Below are 19,592 nucleotides of genomic sequence, written 5' to 3'. Positions count from 1 at the left end.
CTCCCGACGGCGGAGTGTCAGTCACCATTGAGCTGGCTGACACTCCGCCATCGGGAGCAAGCCCCCTCCCACATTTGTTTTTGCAGGGATTCAGAAAATTTGGTTTTGCAGGGATTCAGAAAATCAGGCGCTGAACCCACCATCAATGGTCAGGCTGGCACCGGTGATATACCCCGCTTCCGGTCCGGCCAGATAGGCCACGAAACTGGCAATCTCTTCCACATGCCCATAACGTCCCACCGCCATTAACCCGATCAGGCTCTCGGCAAAATCACTGTTTGCCGGGTTCATATCGGTGTCCACCGGCCCAGGCTGCACATTATTGATGGTGATGCCCCTCGGTCCCAGATCCCGCGCCAACCCCTTGGTCAGGCCCACCAGTGCCGCTTTGCTCATCGCGTACGGGCCACCACCGCCAAAGGGCATGCGTTCGGCATTGGTGCTGCCGATGTTGATCACCCGACCACCTTCACCCATATGCTTGGCGGCTTCCTGGGTAGCGATAAACACGCTGCGCACGTTGATCGCCAAGGTTTGGTCGAAGTCTTCCAGCTTGAAGTCTTCCAGCGGTGCGATGGCCAGCACGCCAGCGTTGTTCACCAGGATGTCCAGGCGGCCAAAGGCTTCCACGGTGGTATTGACCGCGTTGCGGATCGCAGTGGCATCGGCGCTGTCGGCGTGAATCGCCAGGGCTTTGCCGCCGGCGCTGATTACGCTGTTCTGCAACTCTTCTGCCTTGGCGGCCGAGCTGACATAGGTGAAGGCGACCGCTGCGCCTTGGGCGGCGAGGCGCTTGACGATGGCGGCGCCGATACCGCGGGAACCGCCTTGAATCAAGGCGACTTTGCCGCTGAGGTTGAGTGTGGTCATGTCGATCTCCTGGCTGTTCAAGGCAGGCTGCCTTGTTGTTGGAGCCGAGTATCGACTTCACCCAGCCCTACCGGTAGACCGTGATTGCTATAGTCTGTGTAAACCAAAAGTTTAGAGTGGGGCGTGATGGAAAGCTTTGGAAGTATCGAATGCTTCGTGCGCAGCGCCGAAGGTGGCAGCTTTGCCGAAGCGGCGCGGCACTTGAGCCTGACCCCGGCGGCGGTCGGTAAAAGCGTCGCCAAGCTGGAAGCGCGCCTCGGTGTGCGGCTCTTCCAGCGCAGCACCCGGCGCCTCACGCTGACTGAAGCCGGCAAGCTGTTTCTAGAAGAGGTCAGCGCCAGCCTTACCACTATCCAGAACGCCGTCGCCAACCTGGCCAGCGCCGAAGGGCGACCGGTGGGTACGCTCAAGGTCAGCATGGGCACGGTGTTCGGCAATCGCTATGTGGTGCCGCTGCTGGGGGAGTTTATGCGGCGTTTCCCGGATATCAGCCCGGACTGGCATTTTGATAACCGCCAGGTGGACCTGATCGGCCAAGGCTTTGATGCCGCGATTGGCGGCGGTTTTGAACTGCCCCAAGGCGTGGTGGCGCGCAAGTTGACGCCCGCGCACCGGGTGCTGGTGGCTTCACCGGGTTACCTGGCGCAACGCCCACCGGTGCGCGAGCCTGAAGACTTGTCGCGGTGCAAAGGTATCCTGATCCGCTCACCGCAAACCGGGCGTATCCGTTCCTGGCAGTTGACCAGTGTCGAACGTGAATGCCGCCCGCTGGTGCTCAAACCCGGCATGACCATGAGCGACTCCGAAGCCGCCTGCCGCGCCAGCGCTCAAGGCTTGGGAATTGCGCTGGTGAGCATGCCCATGGCCGTGCCGTTCCTCGACAGCGGCGAGGTGGTAAGGGTATTGCCCGACTGGTACGTCGACGACGGCAATATTTCCATCTACTACGCCGAGCACAAACTGCTGCCCGGCAAGACCCGGGCGTTTGTGGGCTTCATCATTGAGCAGTTTGCCGAAAAAAAACTGGGGCAAAGGTTCAGCGCAATCTAAAACCAGACGCAGCTCGAAATGTGGGAGGTGGCTTGCTCCCACATTTGATTTTCAGCGGCCGAACCGGGTCGGCCAGCCAATGACCTTCTTCGGCCGAGGCGTCGCGTAAGTCCGGATCTTCGACGTCGACAACCCCAGCCGCACCAAGGATTCGGCGATGGTCACTGCCGCCGTCACGCCATCCACCACTGGCACCCCGGTGCGCTGACGAATCTGCTCATCCAGCCCGGCCATGCCGCCGCAACCCAGGCAGATCACTTCGGCCTTGTCCTCGCGGATGGCCAGTTCCGCTTGGCGCACGATGGCTTCCATCGCGGCCAACGGGTCTTCTTCCAGCTCCAAAACCGCCATGCCACTGGCCCGAACTGAAGCGCAGCGCTGGTACAGGCCGGCAAGTTTCAGGCGGTCTTCGATCAGCGGCACGGTGCGGTCCAGGGTGGTCACCACCGAATAGGCATGGCCCAGGAACATCGCCGTGCTGGCCGCCGCTTCGGTGATATCCACCACTGGCACATTCAATAACTCCTGCAAACCTTCCCGGCCGTGTTCGCCGTAGCCGGCCTGGATCACCGCATCGAACGGTTGGTCGTAAGCCATCACCCGGTCCATCACGGCGATGGCGGCCAGGTAGCTCTCAAAATTGCCTTCAACCGATTCCGCGCCGAAGTACGGGGTAAGCCCGACAATCTCAGTGCCCGGCGAGGCCACGGCCCGCGCTTGCTGGGCGATGGTTTCAGTGATGGATTCGGTGGTGTTGACGTTGACCACGAGGATGCGCATGCAAGGTCCTTACTCAGTGACTGACGTTATCGACGGCAATGCTTTCGCCGCTGACATCGGCGTAGAACGGCTGGCGCTTGGCGATCAGCAGGTACAGCAACCCTGCAATACCGGCGCCAAACAACCAGGAAAACGGTGAGACGCTGGCAAATCCCGGCAACAGCGCCAGCAGGATGGCGATGATGGCCGCAGGAATAAACGCCGCCACTGCACGCATATTCACCCCACGGTTGTAGTAATAAACGCCATTCGGGTTTTCGCTATACAACTGCGGTACGTCCACCTGGCTTTTACGGATCAGCCAGTAGTCGACCATGATCACCCCGTACAACGGGCCTAGCAGTGCGCCGAGGCCAGAGAGGAAATACACGATCACCAGCGGGCTGTTGTAGAGGTTCCACGGCAGAATCAATACAGCCACGGTGGCGCTGATCAGACCCGCACGGCGGAAGTTCAGGTACTTGGGCGCCAGGTTGCTCAGCACAAAGGCAGGCGCAACGAAGTTGGCCATGATGTTCACCGCTACGGTGACGATCAAAAACGCCAGGCAGCCCAGCACGAGAAAGAAGGTATTGGGGATGGCCGCGATGATTTCAGTCGGGCTTTCGATCACCCGGCCATTGAGTTGGAATTGGCCGCCGCAGAGCAGCACGGTGATCGCGGCAAACACCAGGATATTCACCGGCAAGCCCCAGAAGTTGCCGACCAGGATGGTCTTGCGGCACGGCGAAGAGCGTGCAAAGTCGCAGAAGTTGAGGATCAGCGTGCCGTAGATCGCCAGCCATAGCGCGCCGCCGGCAAAGATATTGCGCCACATCTCACCACCGCTCAGCGGTTCGCGGATCGACCAGGCAATGTTGCCGCCTGCCTGGAAGTACATCCAACCGGCCAGCGACGCCACAGTCAGCAAAATCACCGGCCCGGCGAAGCCTTCATAGCGCCGTACCATCTCCATGCCGTAGGCCAGGATCACCAGTTGTACGAACCATATCGCCACAAAACACGCCCAGCCAAGGGATGACAGGCCGAGGATTGAGTTGTGGTCATAGTCGGCAAACCCTGGATGAATTGCCGTCAGCAGCACGCGGAAAACCACTGAGGCCAGGTAGGTCTGGATACCAAACCAGGCAATCGCAATGACCGCACGGATCAACGCGGGAATCTGTGCGCCGTGAATGCCAAAACTGATACGGCTGATGACCGGAAACGGTACGCCGGTCTTCTGCCCCATATACCCCGACAAGTTCATGAAGAAGTACACCAGCGCCGCACCGATCCCCAGGGATAACAGGATCTGCCAGCCGCCGAGGCCCAGTGCATATAAGCCAATGGCGAACGAATAGTTGGCGATGTTGTGCACGTCATTGGTCCACAACGCAAAGATGCTGTAGCGCCCCCATCGACGGCCTTCGATCTTGGTCGGCGCCAGGTCTTTATTGTGCAGGCGTGGGCTGAGCACTAACGGGCCGGGGCATGCTGCGTCCGGGTTCAGGGCGGAGGAGGGCAGATCCAGTGCGATATTGTTCGAGAGGCTTGTACGCATTCCGGCAGGCTCCAGCATATCTGCCGGGAAGAGGCAGATGGCAAAGTGTATGTATGTTTTGTATTTATTGTATACAAAGCGCAATTCACCTTAAGCCACATGCGTGCCAGTTTTGGATCTATGAAAGTCCTGGGTAATTTCGTTTTTATAGGTTGGTTAAATAAATAGCTGAATTTAAAGAGATATAAATTGACCGACTGAACAGCTATTTATTTTTGGGTTGCCAGTATGCGATTCGCCAGGCCAATCGAGGGGAGGGGATAGGTGTTACGTTATGGTGCGGCCGAATAAGAATTGCACACATAAATGGCACCGATGGTTACATGTATGTGTACATCTCCAACACTCAACACAAGACAAATGTGGGAGGGGGCTTGCCCCCGATAGCGGTTTTCCAGTCAAACATAGGTTGACTGACAGGCCGCTATCGGGGGCGAGCCCCCTCCCACATTTTCTAACCGCGTCAGCCCTTAGGCCTTGCTGATGATGTTCCCGGCATGCAGCCCGCATTCTTTCTGCGTGGCTTCTTCCCACCACCAACGACCCTCTCGCTCATGCTGGTTCGGCAGCACAGGCCGGGTGCACGGCTCACACCCGATGCTGATAAAACCGCGCTCATGCAAGCTGTTGTACGGCAGCTCCAGCATGCGGATATAGCCCCAGATCTCTTCGCTGCTCATCTGCGCCAGCGGGTTGAATTTGTATAGGGTGCGTTCCGGGGTAGAGAAGGCGGTGTCGATCTCCAGCGCCGCCACTTGGCTGCGGGTGCCAGGGCTCTGGTCACGGCGTTGGCCGGTGGCCCAGGCACTCACGCCCGACAGCTTGCGGCGCAGCGGCTCGATCTTGCGCACGCCGCAGCATTCGCCATGACCATCCTTATAGAAGCTGAACAGACCTTTCTCCTTGACGAAGGGCTCCAGCTTGCTCTGGTCCGGCGAAATCAGTTCGATGTCGATCTTGTAGAAGTCGCGCACCTGCTCGATAAACCGGTAGGTCTCCGGGTGCAGACGGCCTGTGTCGAGGCTGAACACCTTGACGTTCTTGTTCAGCTTCCAGGCCATGTCCACCAGCACCACGTCCTCGGCGCCGCTGAAGGAGATCCACAGGTCATCGCCGAACTGGCTGAACGCCAGCTTGAGAATGTCCTGGGCGGATTTGTTGGCGTAAGTCGCGGCGAGTTCAGCGACGTCGAAGGCTTGGTTCATCAGGACGGTTCCTACAGGTCAGTGGCGCTGAGCGCTCTATAGGGGAGCGATGGTATCAAAATCCGCTCCGCGTTGCGGCGGCGAGCTTGAATCGCTAGAGTTCGGCAGTCCTTTTGCTCGCTCAACTAACAACATCCAATAGGAGTGTCTTGTGGAAATTGCCTGTCTCGACCTGGAAGGGGTACTGGTACCGGAAATCTGGATCGCCTTCGCCGAAAAAACCGGTATTGAATCGCTACGGGCCACCACCCGGGACATTCCTGACTACGACGTGCTGATGCAGCAGCGCCTGCGTATTCTCGACGAGCACGGGCTCAAGCTCGCCGATATCCAGGCAGTGATCGCCACGCTCAAGCCTTTGGACGGCGCCATCGAGTTCGTCAACTGGCTGCGCGAGCGTTTTCAGGTGGTGATCCTGTCCGACACCTTCTACGAATTTTCCCAGCCGCTTATGCGCCAACTGGGTTTCCCGACTCTGCTGTGCCACCGCCTCATCACCGATGAATCCGACAGGGTGGTGAGCTACCAACTGCGCCAGAAAGACCCCAAGCGCCAGTCGGTATTGGCGTTCAAGACTCTTTACTACCGCGTGATCGCCGCTGGCGACTCCTACAACGACACCACCATGTTGGGTGAGGCCGACCGTGGGATTCTGTTCCATGCGCCGGAGAATGTGATTCGCGAGTTCCCGCAATTCCCGGCGGTGCATACGTTTGAGGATTTGAAGAAAGAGTTCATCAAGGCGTCGAATCGGTCGCTGAGCCTCTAAAGCGGATTGTGGCGAGCGGGCTTGCCCCCGGAATGGGACTGCTGCGCAGTCCAACGCGAGCAAGCTCCCTCGCCACAAGAGGTCTACCTGCTACAACCCTTCCAGCGTTTGCAGCAAAACCCGCACCTTCGTCAGCGACTCCTGATACTCGGCCTCCCACTGCGAATCCGCGACAATCCCGCCGCCGCCCCAGCAGCACACTTGACCATCCTTGACCAACAAGCTGCGAATGGCGATGGAGCTGTCCATCTCGCCGCGTACGTCCAGGTACACCAGTGAACCGCAGTACAAGCCGCGTCGGGTGGGTTCCAGTTCGTCGATGATCTGCATGGCGCGAATCTTCGGCGCGCCGGTGATGGAGCCACCAGGGAAGCTGCCGGCGATCAGGTCGAGGGCGTCTTTGTCGTCGGCCAGTGTGCCGATGACGCTGCTCACCAGGTGGTGCACGTTGGGGTAGCTTTCCAGGCTGAACAACTCCGGCACGCTCACCGAGCCGGTGCGGCAACTGCGCCCCAGGTCGTTGCGCAGCAGGTCGACGATCATCAGGTTTTCGGCGCGATCCTTGGGGCTGGCCAGCAGTTCCGTGGCGTGGGCGGCGTCTTCTTCAGGCGTGACACCGCGTGGGCGAGTGCCTTTGATCGGGCGGGTTTCGACCTGGCGCTCGCTGACGCGCACGAAACGCTCCGGTGACAGGCTCAATACCGCGCCGTCATTGGGCAGGCTCTGGAATCCGGAGAAGGGCGTCGGGCAGGCTTCGCGCAAGGCGCAATAGGCGACCCAAGGATCACCGCTGCACGGCGCACGAAAACGTTGGGCGAAGTTGACCTGGTAGCAGTCGCCGGCCTGGATGTAATCCTGGATGCGCTCAATGGCCTGCTGGTAAGCCTCGACGCTGAGATCCGGCGCCATGGGGCCCTGCAATTTGAAGGTTGCAGGGGCGGTGGCGGCGTCACCGCTGAACAGCGTGATCAGTCGCTGCCGTTCGCTACCGGCCAGCGCCGGGTGAAATACCAGTTGGCTGGTCTGTGCCAAGTGGTCGCTGATCAGCGCCCAGGCATACAGTCCAAAACGCGCATCCGGCAGGTGCAAATCATCCACCGCCAAGTGCGGCAGCTGTTCCAAATGCCGGCCAAAGTCGTAGCTCAGGTAGCCGATCAAGCCACCGGCAAACGGCAACTCATAGCCGTCGGGCAATTTCGCTTCACCCAACTGTGAAAGGTTTTTCCGTAATCGCCGCAGGAAGTTGCTGCCGCTTTCGTCAGGATCCACTGCAAGAGTCGCCTCGGGCCAGGCGCTGAGCAGGTCATAACGACCGCGTTCGGCAGCAGGTCGGCCGCTGTCGAGCAGGACCGCGCCGGGTGCATGGCGAATCGCCGCAAAATACTCGGCGGGGTTGGCCCGATAGGGCAGCGGGTGTACTGAACAGGTCGACATGCGAGGGTGGATCAGCCAAGGCGCGGGGGAGGGGATTGTAGTCCCCTGTAGGATTTGCTCCTAGAGGGGATGTCGGCGATAGACAGTTCGAAGACCGGATCAGCCTTCTACGGGGGGAATATGCCCAAACATTTCCTGCACAAACTTCACCCGCTCTTCCGGGGTTTCCGTCACGCCGGCGGCTTTGAGTGCTTCCAGTCGTGCTTCTACCGCGTGGGTGCGCAAGGTCAGGCCGCAATCGTTGGCGATCTGGATGTTCAGCCCTGGCCGCGCATTGAGCTCCAGGATCAGCGGGCCTTTTTCCTGGTCCAGCACCATGTCCACACCGATGTAGCCCAGCCCGCATAGCTCATAGCAGCCGGCGGCCAGCTTCATGAAACCGTCCCAGTTGGGCAGTTGCACGCCATCCACCGCGTTAGTGGTGTCGGGGTGTTTGGTGATGATGTTGTTCAGCCAGGTACCGCGCAGGGTCAGGCCGGTGGCAAGGTCCACACCGACGCCAATGGCGCCCTGGTGCAGGTTGGCCTTGCCGCCGGACTGGCGGGTCGGCAACCGCAGCATGGCCATCACCGGGTAGCCCATCAGCACGATGATGCGGATATCCGGCACGCCTTCGTAGCTGATGCTCTTGAAGATCTGGTCGGGCACCACGCGGTACTCGATCAGCGCGCGGTCACGGTGGCCGCCCAGGGAATACAGGCCGGTGAGGATGCTGGAAATCTGATGCTCGATCTCTTCATGGCTGATGATCTTGCCGGACACCGTGCGGTAGCGCCCTTCAAAACGGTCGGCCACCACGAGAATGCCGTCACCGCCGGCGCCCTGGGCCGGCTTGATCACGAAGTCGCTGCGCCCACCGATAATTTCATCGAGCTTGTCGATTTCCTTCTCGGTGGAGATCACTCCATACATTTCCGGCACGTGGATACCCGCCGCGATCGCCCGTTCCTTGGTGATGATCTTGTCATCCACGATCGGGTACAGGCTGCGCTTGTTGTACTTGAGCACGTAATCGGCGTTACGCCGGTTGATGCCCATGATTCCCCGCGCTTCCAGGGCTTTCCAGGTCTTCCAGAAACCGAACATTACTTATCAGCCTTCAAGAACGCCTTGAAACGCACCAGCTCGGTCAGGCGGTAGCCGCGATAACGACCCATGGCCAGCATGAAGCCCACCAGGATCAGGAGGATCGCAGGGAAGGTGAACACGAAGTACACCAACTCCGGCACGCTCATAATCAAGTGCGCCAGGGAGGCAGCGAACAACGTACCAATCGCCACTTTCAACGCATGGTTGGCACCACGTTCTTCCCAGGTGATCGACAGGCGTTCGATGGTCATGGTCAGGATCACCATCGGGAACAGTGCCACCGACAGCCCGCGCTCCAGCCCCAGTTTATGGCTGAACAGACTGATGGCCGCGATCAGCACCACCACGAAGGTCAGCACCACCGACAGCCTCGGCAGCATTTGCAGCTTCAAGTGTTCCAGGTACGACCTGAGTGACAGCCCCAGTGCCGTAATAATGGTGAAAAGCACGATTCCGAAGCCCAATTGCGTCTCGCGGAACGCGAGTGCAATCAGCACTGGCGTGAACGTGCCCAGGGTCTGCAGGCCGATCAGGTTGCGCAGGATCAGAATCACCAGCACGCCAATCGGGATCATCACCATGATCATGAACGTCTGCTGGGTTTGCAGCGGCAGGCCGTACAGCGAGTATTCGAGGAAGTTGGCGTCGGTGTTTTCATCCGTCAGCTTGGCCAGGCGAATCGCGTTCATTTCGCTGTTGTTCAGGCTGAACGTCACCATGGCTTTCTTGCCGCCGTCGACCGTGATCAGGTTTTCATCGCCGGTCCACCACAGCAGGCGGTCGCTGGGCAGGCCCTGTTCGCCGGTTTCCGGGTTGAAGTAGAGCCAGTCATTGCCATTAAAGCTGCGCAGCCAGAGTTCGGGCGTTTGCGGCTGGTCGGCGACCAGGCGGATGGTGTGGACCTTTTCCACCGGCACGTGGGCGATGGACAGCAGCAACTCGACGATCTTGGCCTTGTGCGGCGTGGACGGGTCGCCGGCGAGCAACAGCTTCACATTGTCGTCGTTGAGGTTGTTGGTGCGCTTGATGGCTTCGGTAATGAAGGTTTCGACGTCGGCCGAATGCTGGCGGATCGGCGCCAGCAGGGCTTCGGCGGCGATTTTTTCCGGGCCTTCCACCGCGATGCTATCGCGGAACGTTGGGCCTTTGATCTTGGTTTTTTCACCGCTGTAACGCTTGGTCAGCACCAGGCGGTAATACAGGGTCTGGTTGCCGTTGGCGCGGCGTGCCGACCAGGTGACCTTACGGTTACCGTCAATACGATTGACGCTCACCCCATAGTTGTTCGAGATAAAGCTCTCATTAAGGCTGACGAAGTCGCGGCTCAGGGGCGGCACGAACATCTGGATCTTCACCGGGTCCTTCGGATTGGCGACGAACTCGACCTTGGCGTCGATGTTCCACAAATCGTCGGTCGCGTCCTCGGTGACAGGAATGCCCAGCACGAAGATTTGGTAGGCGGTGACCGAAATACCCAGCACCACCAGGATGGCGATCAGGATTTTCAGGTGCAGGGTAAGAGAGCGCATTCGGTTTACTCGGCGGTATGAGCGTCGGCGGCGCAGGAGGGTTTGCCTGCTGCGTATTTAAGACTGGGGTCGACCAGCGCATCAAAGCGTTTCAACGCTTCGGAGCCGATCAGCAGCGGATATTGGAATGCGCTGCGGTCAGTCAAGTTCACTTCGATGCTGCGTAAAGCGGTGCCCATGCAGATATCCAGGGCTATCACTGGACGGGCGGTGTAGTTCTTGTCCTCATCGGGGTCGTAGTCACCGGCGCGGCGCTTGATCTTGCTGACGCGGGCCAGGGGCCGTTCGATGGGGTGGGAATGGGCGGTGTCGATGGCCAGATAGAAGCGCACCCAGGATTCGCCGTTGCGCTTGAAGCGCTTGATATCACGGGCGCTGAGGGAGGCGGTCTTGGCGCCGGTGTCCAGCTTGGCGGCCACTTCAAGGTCGATGCCAGCCAATTGGGCATATTCATTGAGGCCATACACGGTCTTCTCGGCGGCAACGCCAAGGCCGGGGATGAACAGTAGGCAAAACAGGGGGAAGGGCTTGAGTCTCATAGATCCTGAGGCGGTGCAGTGCGATGTTCAATTCAAGGCGACTGGCATTGCTGCGCAAACTCCCTCGTGCGCCGTTTCATCAAGCGATGTCAGGCAAATGCGGCGGCATTCTAACATGATGCTTTTTTGGCGCCACCGCTGGCAGGCGGCCATGCTCCGAGCGCGTGCAACAAGGGTTATTAGACGATTGTCGACAATGTGTATTTATTCTTTGACTATCTAGGTCTGATTGGCTAGTTTTTGCGGCATTGCTTTTCAAGGTGTCGACAATATGCTGGTTCAGCCTGAAGCTCCGATAGTCGTGTCGGACGAATCCCAAACGATGTCGGAGAACGTTTTCCGGCGCATCCAGGCCGCCATCGTCAAAGGCGAGATCGCCCCCGGCAGCAAGATCTCCGAACCGGAACTGGCCCGCACCTACGGCATCAGCCGTGGCCCGTTGCGTGAGGCGATTCACCGCCTGGAAGGCCAGCGCCTGCTGGTGCGCGTGCCCCATGTGGGCGCGCGGGTCGTGTCCCTGAGCCACGCCGAGCTGATCGAACTCTATGAAATCCGCGAATCTCTGGAAGGCATGGCCTGCCGCCTTGCCGCCGAGCGCATGACCGACGCCGAAATCGAAGAGCTGCGCCAAGTGCTGCACACCCACGAACGGGATGCTGCGTTCCAGGCCGGCGTCGGCTACTACCAGCAAGAAGGCGACTTCGACTTTCATTACCGGATAATTCAAGGCGCCGGTAACCGCACCCTGACCCAAATGCTCTGCGGCGAGCTGTACCAGTTGGTGCGCATGTACCGCATCCAGTTCTCCACCACCCCCAATCGTCCACGCCAGGCTTTTGCCGAGCATCACCGCATTCTTGACGCGATTGCCGATCGCGACGGTGAACTGGCCGAACTGCTGATGCGCCGTCATATCGGCGCGTCCAAACGCAACATTGCCCGTCACTTCCCGGACGGCGCCCCTGATAGAGGTGAGTCATGAGTTCGAACAATAAAAGCACACCCGGCCAGCGTTTCCGTGACGCAGTCGCCAGTGAACAGCCGTTGCAGGTAGTCGGCGCAATCAACGCCAACCACGCGCTGCTGGCCAAGCGCGCTGGCTTCAAGGCGATCTACCTGTCAGGCGGGGGCGTGGCGGCCGGTTCCCTGGGCGTGCCCGACCTGGGCATCACTGGCCTGGATGACGTGCTCACCGACGTGCGTCGCATCACCGACGTCTGCGACCTGCCGCTGTTGGTGGACGTGGACACCGGCTTTGGCTCCTCGGCGTTCAACGTGGCGCGCACCGTCAAATCGATGATCAAGTTCGGTGCCGCCGCGATTCATATCGAAGACCAGGTCGGCGCCAAGCGCTGCGGCCATCGCCCGAATAAAGAAATCGTGTCCCAGCAGGAAATGGTCGACCGCATCAAGGCCGCCGTGGATGCGCGCACCGATGACAGCTTCGTGATCATGGCGCGTACCGATGCCTTGGCCGTCGAAGGGTTGGAGTCCGCCCTGGAACGCGCCGCCGCCTGCATCGAAGCCGGCGCCGACATGGTGTTCCCGGAAGCCATTACTGAACTGGAGATGTACAAACTGTTCGCCGCCCGTGTGAAAGCGCCGATCCTGGCCAACATCACCGAATTTGGCGCGACGCCGCTGTACACCACCGAACAGTTGAAATCTGCTGATGTTTCCATCGTGCTGTATCCGCTCTCGGCCTTTCGCGCCATGAACAAGGCCGCTGAGAACGTTTACACCGCGATCCGTCGCGACGGCACCCAACAGAACGTGATCGACACCATGCAAACCCGCATGGAGCTTTACGATCGCATCGACTACCACACCTTCGAGCAGAAGCTCGACGCGCTGTTCGCCGCGAAGAAGTGACGAACACGTCTCCCTGAATAACGACAAAATTGGAGAAAAACCATGGCTGAAGCAAAAGTACTGAGTGGCGCCGGCCTGCGTGGCCAGGTCGCCGGGCAAACTGCACTGTCCACCGTGGGCCAGGCCGGTGCCGGCCTGACCTACCGCGGCTACGATGTTCGCGAACTTGCTGCCGATGCGCAGTTTGAGGAAGTCGCCTACCTGCTGCTGTACGGCGAATTGCCGACCAAAGCCGAACTGGCTGCGTACAGCCAGAAGCTGAGCAAGCTGCGCGACCTGCCGCAAGCGCTCAAGGAAGTGCTGGAACGCATCCCCGCCGACGCCCATCCGATGGACGTGATGCGCACCGGTTGTTCGTTCCTGGGCAACATCGAGCCGGAAAAAGACTTCAGCGTGCAGCGCGATGTCACCGACCGCTTGCTCGCCGCCTTCCCGGCAATCATGTGTTACTGGTACCGCTTCAGCCACGACGGTAAGCGCATCGACTGCGTGACCGACGAGCCGAGTATCGGTGGTCATTTCCTGCACCTGCTGCACGGCGAGAAACCGAGCGAGCTGCATGAGAAGGTCATGAACGTCTCGCTGATCCTTTACGCCGAGCACGAATTCAACGCGTCGACCTTCACCGCTCGCGTGTGTGCCTCGACCCTGTCCGATCTCTACTCCTGCGTCACTGCCGCCATTGGCTCCCTGCGCGGTCCGCTGCATGGCGGCGCCAACGAAGCGGCGATGGAAATGATCGAGCGTTTCGGTTCGGCAGAGGAGGCTGTCGAAGGCACCCTCGGCATGCTGGCGCGTAAAGACAAGATCATGGGCTTCGGCCACGCGATCTACAAAGACAACGACCCGCGTAATGAAGTGATCAAGGGCTGGTCGAAAAAACTCGCTGACGAAGTGGGCGACACCGTGCTGTTCCCTGTCTCCGAAGCCATCGACAAGACCATGTGGGAACAGAAAAAACTCTTCCCTAATGCCGACTTCTACCATGCCTCGGCGTATCACTTCATGGGTATTCCGACCAAGCTGTTCACGCCGATTTTCGTCTGCTCGCGCCTTACCGGCTGGGCAGCTCACGTATTCGAGCAACGCGCCAACAACCGCATCATCCGTCCAAGCGCCGAGTACACCGGCGTCGAACAGCGCAAGTTCGTGCCAATCGAACGTCGCTGAAGACTGACGATCCCAGGATTGGAATGAGGTCAAAGTGTGGGAGGGGGCTTGCTCCCGATGGCGGTATGTCATTCAACACCTATGGCAACTGATAAACCGCTATCGGGGGCAAGTCGAAACGTCGCACCGCCCCTCCCACATTTGAATCGCATTTCAATTCTGGATCGGCCCAGGTCTTCCTTTTGTAATCACCGTGACCGAGTCCTGACGATGAACACAGAATTTCGCAAACCGCTCCCCGGCAGCCGCCTGGATTTCTTCGACGCCCGTGCGGCAGTCGAAGCAATCACCCCTGGCGCCTACGCCACCTTGCCCTACACCTCCCGCGTACTGGCAGAAAACCTGGTGCGCCGCTGCGACCCGGCCACTCTCAATGCTTCCCTGAGCCAGTTGATCGAACGCAAGCGTGATCTCGACTTCCCCTGGTTCCCGGCGCGTGTGGTGTGCCACGACATTCTTGGCCAGACCGCGTTGGTCGACCTCGCCGGCCTGCGCGATGCCATCGCCCTGCAAGGCGGTGACCCGGCCCAGGTCAACCCGGTGGTGCCGACCCAATTGATCGTTGACCACTCCCTGGCCGTCGAAGCCGGGGGTTTTGACCCCGATGCGTTCGAGAAAAACCGCGCCATTGAAGACCGTCGCAACGAAGACCGTTTCCACTTTATCGAGTGGACCAAAAAGGCCTTCAAGAACGTCGACGTGATCCCGCCGGGTAACGGCATCATGCACCAGATCAACCTGGAGAAAATGTCCCCGGTGATCCAGGTGCGTGACGGCGTGGCGTTTCCGGATACCTGCGTCGGCACCGACAGCCACACGCCCCACGTGGATGCTCTGGGCGTGATCGCCATTGGCGTCGGCGGCCTGGAAGCGGAGAGCGTGATGCTCGGTCGCGCCTCGTGGATGCGCCTGCCGGAAAGCGTCGGTGTCGAGCTGACGGGCAAGCTGCTGCCGGGCATCACCGCCACCGATATGGTGCTGGCGCTGACCGAGTTCCTGCGCCAACAGAAAGTCGTCGGCGCATGGCTGGAGTTCTTTGGCGAAGGCGCATCAAACCTGACCTTGGGCGACCGCGCGACCATCTCCAACATGGCCCCGGAATACGGCGCCACGGCAGCGATGTTCTACATCGACCAACAAACCATCGCCTACCTGAAACTCACCGGTCGTGAAGATGAACAGGTCGCACTGGTCGAGCAATATGCGCGTCACACCGGTCTGTGGGCGGATGATTTGAAAGGCGCGCAGTACGAGCGCGGCCTGACCTTCGACCTGTCCAGCGTCGTGCGCAACATGGCCGGCCCGAGCAATCCCCACGCCCGCGTCGCCACCCGCGACCTGGCGGCCAAAGGTATCTCCGGACAGTGGGATGAAGTGCCAGGGCAAATGCCTGATGGCGCGGTGATCATCGCCGCCATCACCAGTTGCACCAACACCAGCAACCCGCGCAACGTGATCGCCGCCGGGCTGTTGGCGCGCAATGCCAACAAGCTGGGGCTCAAGCGCAAGCCGTGGGTCAAATCCTCCTTGGCACCCGGTTCGAAAACCGTGGCCATGTACCTGGAAGAAGCCGGCCTCGGTCACGAACTGGATAAGCTCGGTTTCGGCGTGGTGGCGTTTGCCTGCACCACCTGCAACGGCATGTCCGGCGCGCTCGACCCGGTGATCCAGCAAGAGATCATTGACCGCGACCTGTACGCCACCGCCGTACTGTCGGGTAATCGCAACTTCGACGGGCGAATTCACCCTTACGCCAAGCAAGCCTTCCTCGCGTCGCCGCCGTTGGTGGTGGCGTATGCGATTGCCGGCACCATCCGTTTCGACATCGAGAAGGACGTGCTCGGCCTCGACGCCGACGGCAAGGAAATCCGCCTGCAGGACATCTGGCCGAGCGACGAAGAAATCGACGCGGTGGTCAAGGCCTCGGTCAAGCCGGAGCAGTTCCGCGCGGTGTATATCCCGATGTTTGCGATCCACGAAGACACCGGCCCCAAAGTTGCGCCGCTGTACGACTGGCGTCCGCAGAGCACGTATATCCGCCGTCCGCCGTATTGGGAAGGTGCGCTGGCCGGAGCGCGTCCGCTGAAGGGCATGCGCCCGCTGGCGGTGCTGCCGGACAACATCACCACCGATCACCTGTCGCCGTCCAACGCGATCATGCTCGACAGCGCTGCCGGTGAATACCTCGCGAAAATGGGCCTGCCGGAAGTCGACTTCAACTCCTACGCAACCCACCGCGGCGACCATTTGACCGCGCAGCGCGCAACGTTCGCCAACCCGAAACTGTTCAACGAAATGGTGGTGGAAAACGGCAAGGTCAAACAGGGTTCCCTGGCGCGCATCGAGCCGGAAGGCCAGGTTACGCGGATGTGGGAAGCCATCGAAACCTATATGGAACGCAAGCAGCCGCTGATCATCATCGCCGGTGCAGATTACGGCCAGGGCTCGTCCCGCGACTGGGCGGCCAAGGGCGTGCGCCTGGCTGGTGTGGAGGCGATTGCCGCCGAAGGTTTCGAGCGCATCCACCGCACCAACCTAGTGGGCATGGGCGTGTTGCCGCTGGAGTTTTTGCCGGGGACCGACCGTCACACCTTGCACATCGATGGCAGTGAAACTTATGACGTGGTCGGCGAGCGCACCCCGCGTGCGCAGTTGACCCTGGTGATCAACCGCAAGAATGGCGAACGTGTCGAAGTGCCGGTGACCTGCCGCCTTGACACCGCCGAAGAAGTGTCGATCTACGAGGCGGGCGGCGTGTTGCAACGTTTTGCCCAGGACTTCCTGGAATCGGCGGCGACCGCTTAAGAGGACAACCATGGCACACGTACCGCAAATCAAGATCCCCGCCACCTATATGCGTGGCGGCACGAGCAAGGGTGTATTTTTCAGCCTTCAGGACCTGCCCGCCTCGGCGCAGGTACCGGGCGCTGCCCGCGATGCCTTGTTGTTGCGGGTGATCGGCAGCCCCGATCCCTATGACAAACAAATCGACGGCATGGGCGGCGCCACTTCGAGCACCAGTAAAAGCGTGATCCTGGCCAAAAGCACCCGCGCCGAGCACGACGTGGACTACCTGTTTGGCCAAGTCTCCATCGACAAACCCTTTGTCGACTGGAGCGGCAACTGCGGCAACCTGTCGGCGGCGGTGGGTTCGTTCGCCATCACCGCCGGGTTGGTCGACCCGGCTCGCATTCCGCACAACGGCGTGGCCGTGGTGCGTGTGTGGCAGGCCAATATCGGCAAGACCATCATCGCCCACGTGCCGATTACCGACGGCGCTGTGCAGGAAACCGGCGACTTCGAACTGGACGGCGTGACCTTTCCGGCCGCCGAAGTGCAGCTGGAATTCATGGACCCGGCGGCAGAAGAAGAGGGCGGCGGCTCGATGTTTCCCACCGGCAACCTGGTCGATGACCTGGAAGTGCCCGGTGTCGGCACCTTCAAGGCCACGCTGATCAACGCCGGCATCCCGACGATTTTCATCAACGCCGAAGACCTCGGCTACACCGGCACCGAGCTGCAAGGCGCGATCAACGGCGACCCCAAGGCTTTGGCCATGTTCGAGACCGTGCGGGCCTATGGCGCGTTGCGCATGGGCCTGATCAAACACCTGGACGAAGCCGCCCAGCGCCAGCACACGCCGAAGGTCGCGTTTGTGGCCAAGCCTGCGGATTACGTGGCGTCCAGCGGCAAGGCGATCAAGGCTGGCGATGTGGATTTGCTGGTGCGCGCCCTGTCCATGGGCAAGCTGCACCACGCCATGATGGGCACGGCTGCCGTGGCGATTGGTACGGCAGCGGCGATTTCCGGGACATTGGTCAACCTTGCCGCAGGCGGCATTGAACGTAATGCGGTGCGCTTCGGGCATCCGTCCGGCACGTTGCGCGTGGGGGCTGAAGCCACCCAGGTGAACGGTGAGTGGGTGGTGAAGAAAGCCATCATGAGCCGTAGTGCACGGGTGTTGATGGAAGGTTTCGTCCGCGTACCCGGCGACTCTTTCTAAAGTCCAACACCAATCCCTTGTGGGAGGGGCGGTGCGACGATTCGACTTGCCCTTGATAGCGGTGTGTCAGTCGACCCATTCATCACTGACCCATCGCCATCGGGGGCAAGTCGAATCGTCGCACCGCCCCCCCACAGTCATAAGCAGGCATTCAGACCTGCGAAACGATCAACCCTGACCCTGAGGATGCAACAACCCTAACTCACTTTGGAGATCTGCCATGAGCACCAACGTCGACCAGAACAACCGCCCCGACTACGACCAGGTTCTGCAGGACATCGCCGACTACGTCCTCACCTACCGGATCGACTCCCCAGCCGCCCTCGACACTGCCCGCAACTGCCTGATGGACACCCTCGGTTGCGGCCTCCTGGCGCTGCGTTTTCCCGAGTGCACCAAGCACCTGGGGCCGATCGTCGAGGGCACGGTGGTGCCGTTCGGTGCGCGGGTGCCGGGCACGTCGTTGCGCCTGGATCCGGTCAAGGCCGCCTGGGACATCGGCTGCATCGTGCGTTGGCTCGACTACAACGACACCTGGCTCGCCGCTGAATGGGGCCACCCTTCGGATAACCTCGGTGGCATTCTGGCCGTGGCCGATCACCTGTCGCAAAAACGTGTGGCCAATGGTGATGCGCCGCTGACCGTGCGTGCGGTGTTGGAAGCGATGATCATGGCCCACGAAATTCAGGGCGTTATTGCGCTGGAAAACTCGTTCAACCGTGTCGGCCTCGACCATGTGCTGCTGGTCAAAGTCGCCTCGACGGCGGTCACTGCCAAGCTGATGGGCGCCACCCGTGAGCAACTGCTGGCGGCCTTGTCCCACGCGTTTGTGGATGGGCAAGCGCTGCGCACTTACCGCCATGCGCCGAATGCCGGCTCGCGAAAATCCTGGGCGGCGGGTGATGCATCAAGCCGTGGCGTGCGCCTGGCGGATATCGCGCTGCGTGGCGAGATGGGCATTCCTGGTGTCTTGAGCGCGCCGCAGTGGGGCTTTTACGACGTGTTGTTCAGCCACACCAACAAGGACCTGGCGCTCAAGCCCGAGGACAAGCGCGCGTTCAGCCTTTCCCAGGCATACGGCACCTATGTGATAGAAAACGTGCTGTTCAAGATCAGCTTCCCCGCCGAGTTCCATGCGCAAACAGCCTGCGAAGCGGCGGTGACCTTGCATCCTCAGGTCAAACATCGACTGCATGAGATCGAGCGCATCGTGATCACTACCCATGAGTCGGCGATCCGCATCATTTCCAAGGTGGGTCAGTTGGCCAATGCCGCTGATCGCGACCACTGCCTGCAATACATGACCGCCGTGCCTCTGGCGTTCGGCAATCTGGTGGCCGAGCAGTACGAAGATGAATTCCATGCAGCCCACCCCATCATTGATGAGCTGCGCGACAAGATGGTCATTGTCGAAGACCCACGCTACAGCCGCGAATACCTGGAGGCCGACAAACGTTCCATCGCCAATGCAGTGCAGGTGTTCTTCAAGGATGGCTCCAGCACCGAACAGGTCGCGGTGGAATATCCCATCGGCCATCGTCGCCGTCGCGTGGATGGCATTCCGTTGCTGGAAGACAAGTTCAAGGCCAACCTGGCGACGCGGTTTGCCGCGCAACGCAGCGCCGAGATCTTTGCGTTGTGCAAGGACCAGGCGAAGCTTGAGGCCACAGCTGTAAACCGCTTCATGGACCTGTTCGTGATCTAGCAGGCGACGCAAAACTAAAAATGTGGGAGGGCGG

16 protein-coding genes are annotated in these 19,592 nt (G+C 60.3%); 8 read left to right on the top strand and 8 right to left on the bottom strand.

Annotation, left to right across the window (positions count from 1 at the left end; all coding sequences use genetic code 11):
• Positions 1-123: 123 nt before the first annotated feature.
• Positions 124-870, bottom strand: coding sequence for a 3-oxoacyl-ACP reductase family protein (locus G9Q84_RS10960; RefSeq protein WP_032887548.1), 747 nt, complete (start codon positions 868-870; stop codon positions 124-126).
• Positions 871-996: 126 nt separating this feature from the next.
• Here G9Q84_RS10960 and G9Q84_RS10955 point away from each other — a divergent pair, with 126 nt between their 5' ends.
• Positions 997-1,920, top strand: coding sequence for a LysR family transcriptional regulator (locus G9Q84_RS10955; protein ID WP_122757044.1), 924 nt, complete (start codon positions 997-999; stop codon positions 1,918-1,920).
• A gap of 51 nt (positions 1,921-1,971) precedes the next feature.
• Here the strand turns inward: G9Q84_RS10955 and G9Q84_RS10950 are convergent, their stop codons facing one another.
• The 3 genes from G9Q84_RS10950 to G9Q84_RS10940 all read right to left on the bottom strand — a co-directional run bounded on the left by G9Q84_RS10950 (position 1,972) and on the right by G9Q84_RS10940 (position 5,448).
• Positions 1,972-2,700 carry an aspartate/glutamate racemase family protein gene (locus G9Q84_RS10950; RefSeq protein ID WP_032887552.1) on the bottom strand — a complete coding sequence of 243 codons (729 nt, stop codon included), beginning with the start codon at positions 2,698-2,700 and terminating at the stop codon, positions 1,972-1,974.
• A gap of 13 nt (positions 2,701-2,713) precedes the next feature.
• A complete protein-coding gene (locus G9Q84_RS10945; protein ID WP_032887554.1) occupies positions 2,714-4,243 on the bottom strand; it encodes an NCS1 family nucleobase:cation symporter-1 in 1,530 nt (509 codons plus the stop codon).
• Positions 4,244-4,713: 470 nt separating this feature from the next.
• Positions 4,714-5,448 carry a phosphoadenylyl-sulfate reductase gene (locus tag G9Q84_RS10940; protein WP_032887556.1) on the bottom strand — a complete coding sequence of 245 codons (735 nt, stop codon included), beginning with the start codon at positions 5,446-5,448 and terminating at the stop codon, positions 4,714-4,716.
• 151 nt (positions 5,449-5,599) lie between these two features.
• Between G9Q84_RS10940 and thrH the strand changes: the two genes are divergently transcribed.
• Positions 5,600-6,217 (top strand): bifunctional phosphoserine phosphatase/homoserine phosphotransferase ThrH, encoded by a 618-nt coding sequence (thrH, locus tag G9Q84_RS10935; protein WP_032887558.1) that lies wholly within the window; start codon positions 5,600-5,602, stop codon positions 6,215-6,217.
• A gap of 90 nt (positions 6,218-6,307) precedes the next feature.
• On the opposite strand, the gene pabB is transcribed toward thrH, so the two are convergent.
• From pabB to rloA, 4 genes are all read right to left on the bottom strand, one after another.
• On the bottom strand, positions 6,308-7,651 hold the full coding sequence (gene pabB / locus G9Q84_RS10930; protein WP_122757043.1) for an aminodeoxychorismate synthase component I: 1,344 nt from the start codon (positions 7,649-7,651) through the stop codon (positions 6,308-6,310).
• Between the two features lie 99 nt (positions 7,652-7,750).
• A complete protein-coding gene (locus tag G9Q84_RS10925) occupies positions 7,751-8,737 on the bottom strand; it encodes an alpha-L-glutamate ligase-like protein (protein ID WP_032887562.1) in 987 nt (328 codons plus the stop codon).
• Positions 8,737-10,269 carry an osmotic stress tolerance membrane protein RloB gene (rloB, locus tag G9Q84_RS10920; protein ID WP_032887564.1) on the bottom strand — a complete coding sequence of 511 codons (1,533 nt, stop codon included), beginning with the start codon at positions 10,267-10,269 and terminating at the stop codon, positions 8,737-8,739. Before rloB ends, G9Q84_RS10925 begins: the two co-directional genes overlap by 1 nt.
• A 5-nt stretch (positions 10,270-10,274) precedes the next feature.
• On the bottom strand, positions 10,275-10,808 hold the full coding sequence (gene rloA, locus G9Q84_RS10915) for a retropepsin-like aspartic peptidase RloA (RefSeq protein WP_181643287.1): 534 nt from the start codon (positions 10,806-10,808) through the stop codon (positions 10,275-10,277).
• Between the two features lie 271 nt (positions 10,809-11,079).
• Between rloA and G9Q84_RS10910 the strand changes: the two genes are divergently transcribed.
• The 6 genes from G9Q84_RS10910 (at position 11,080) to prpD (ending at position 19,558) form a co-directional block, all read left to right on the top strand.
• Entirely contained in the window at positions 11,080-11,790 is a 711-nt protein-coding gene (locus tag G9Q84_RS10910) for a GntR family transcriptional regulator (RefSeq protein ID WP_032887568.1), read from the top strand.
• The gene (gene prpB / locus G9Q84_RS10905) at positions 11,787-12,680 is read left to right on the top strand and encodes a methylisocitrate lyase (protein WP_015885362.1); all 894 of its coding nucleotides are present in this window, start codon (positions 11,787-11,789) and stop codon (positions 12,678-12,680) included. Before G9Q84_RS10910 ends, prpB begins: the two co-directional genes overlap by 4 nt.
• A gap of 42 nt (positions 12,681-12,722) precedes the next feature.
• A complete protein-coding gene (gene prpC / locus G9Q84_RS10900) occupies positions 12,723-13,850 on the top strand; it encodes a bifunctional 2-methylcitrate synthase/citrate synthase (protein ID WP_032887571.1) in 1,128 nt (375 codons plus the stop codon).
• Positions 13,851-14,060: 210 nt separating this feature from the next.
• Positions 14,061-16,655, top strand: coding sequence for a Fe/S-dependent 2-methylisocitrate dehydratase AcnD (gene acnD, locus G9Q84_RS10895; RefSeq protein WP_095185341.1), 2,595 nt, complete (start codon positions 14,061-14,063; stop codon positions 16,653-16,655).
• Positions 16,656-16,665: 10 nt separating this feature from the next.
• Entirely contained in the window at positions 16,666-17,853 is a 1,188-nt protein-coding gene (gene prpF / locus G9Q84_RS10890; protein WP_122757042.1) for a 2-methylaconitate cis-trans isomerase PrpF, read from the top strand.
• A 220-nt stretch (positions 17,854-18,073) separates the two neighbouring features.
• Entirely contained in the window at positions 18,074-19,558 is a 1,485-nt protein-coding gene (prpD, locus tag G9Q84_RS10885; protein WP_122757041.1) for a 2-methylcitrate dehydratase, read from the top strand.
• Positions 19,559-19,592 lie beyond the last annotated feature (34 nt).

The organism is Pseudomonas sivasensis, from assembly GCF_013778505.1.
GTDB classification, from domain to species: domain Bacteria; phylum Pseudomonadota; class Gammaproteobacteria; order Pseudomonadales; family Pseudomonadaceae; genus Aquipseudomonas; species Aquipseudomonas sivasensis.
Note: the sequence above shows the minus strand (reverse complement) of the source record. Positions and strands in the feature narration are given on the sequence as shown.

Coding starts and splice junctions, on each gene's coding strand:
- G9Q84_RS10960 (WP_032887548.1), bottom strand. CDS start 870: ATGACCACACTCAACCTCAGCGGCAAAGTCGCCTTGATTCAAGGCGGT.
- G9Q84_RS10955 (WP_122757044.1), top strand. CDS start 997: ATGGAAAGCTTTGGAAGTATCGAATGCTTCGTGCGCAGCGCCGAAGGT.
- G9Q84_RS10950 (WP_032887552.1), bottom strand. CDS start 2,700: ATGCGCATCCTCGTGGTCAACGTCAACACCACCGAATCCATCACTGAA.
- G9Q84_RS10945 (WP_032887554.1), bottom strand. CDS start 4,243: ATGCGTACAAGCCTCTCGAACAATATCGCACTGGATCTGCCCTCCTCC.
- G9Q84_RS10940 (WP_032887556.1), bottom strand. CDS start 5,448: ATGAACCAAGCCTTCGACGTCGCTGAACTCGCCGCGACTTACGCCAAC.
- pabB (WP_122757043.1), bottom strand. CDS start 7,651: ATGTCGACCTGTTCAGTACACCCGCTGCCCTATCGGGCCAACCCCGCC.
- G9Q84_RS10925 (WP_032887562.1), bottom strand. CDS start 8,737: ATGTTCGGTTTCTGGAAGACCTGGAAAGCCCTGGAAGCGCGGGGAATC.
- rloB (WP_032887564.1), bottom strand. CDS start 10,269: ATGCGCTCTCTTACCCTGCACCTGAAAATCCTGATCGCCATCCTGGTG.
- rloA (WP_181643287.1), bottom strand. CDS start 10,808: ATGAGACTCAAGCCCTTCCCCCTGTTTTGCCTACTGTTCATCCCCGGC.
- G9Q84_RS10910 (WP_032887568.1), top strand. CDS start 11,080: ATGCTGGTTCAGCCTGAAGCTCCGATAGTCGTGTCGGACGAATCCCAA.
- prpB (WP_015885362.1), top strand. CDS start 11,787: ATGAGTTCGAACAATAAAAGCACACCCGGCCAGCGTTTCCGTGACGCA.
- prpC (WP_032887571.1), top strand. CDS start 12,723: ATGGCTGAAGCAAAAGTACTGAGTGGCGCCGGCCTGCGTGGCCAGGTC.
- acnD (WP_095185341.1), top strand. CDS start 14,061: ATGAACACAGAATTTCGCAAACCGCTCCCCGGCAGCCGCCTGGATTTC.
- prpF (WP_122757042.1), top strand. CDS start 16,666: ATGGCACACGTACCGCAAATCAAGATCCCCGCCACCTATATGCGTGGC.
- prpD (WP_122757041.1), top strand. CDS start 18,074: ATGAGCACCAACGTCGACCAGAACAACCGCCCCGACTACGACCAGGTT.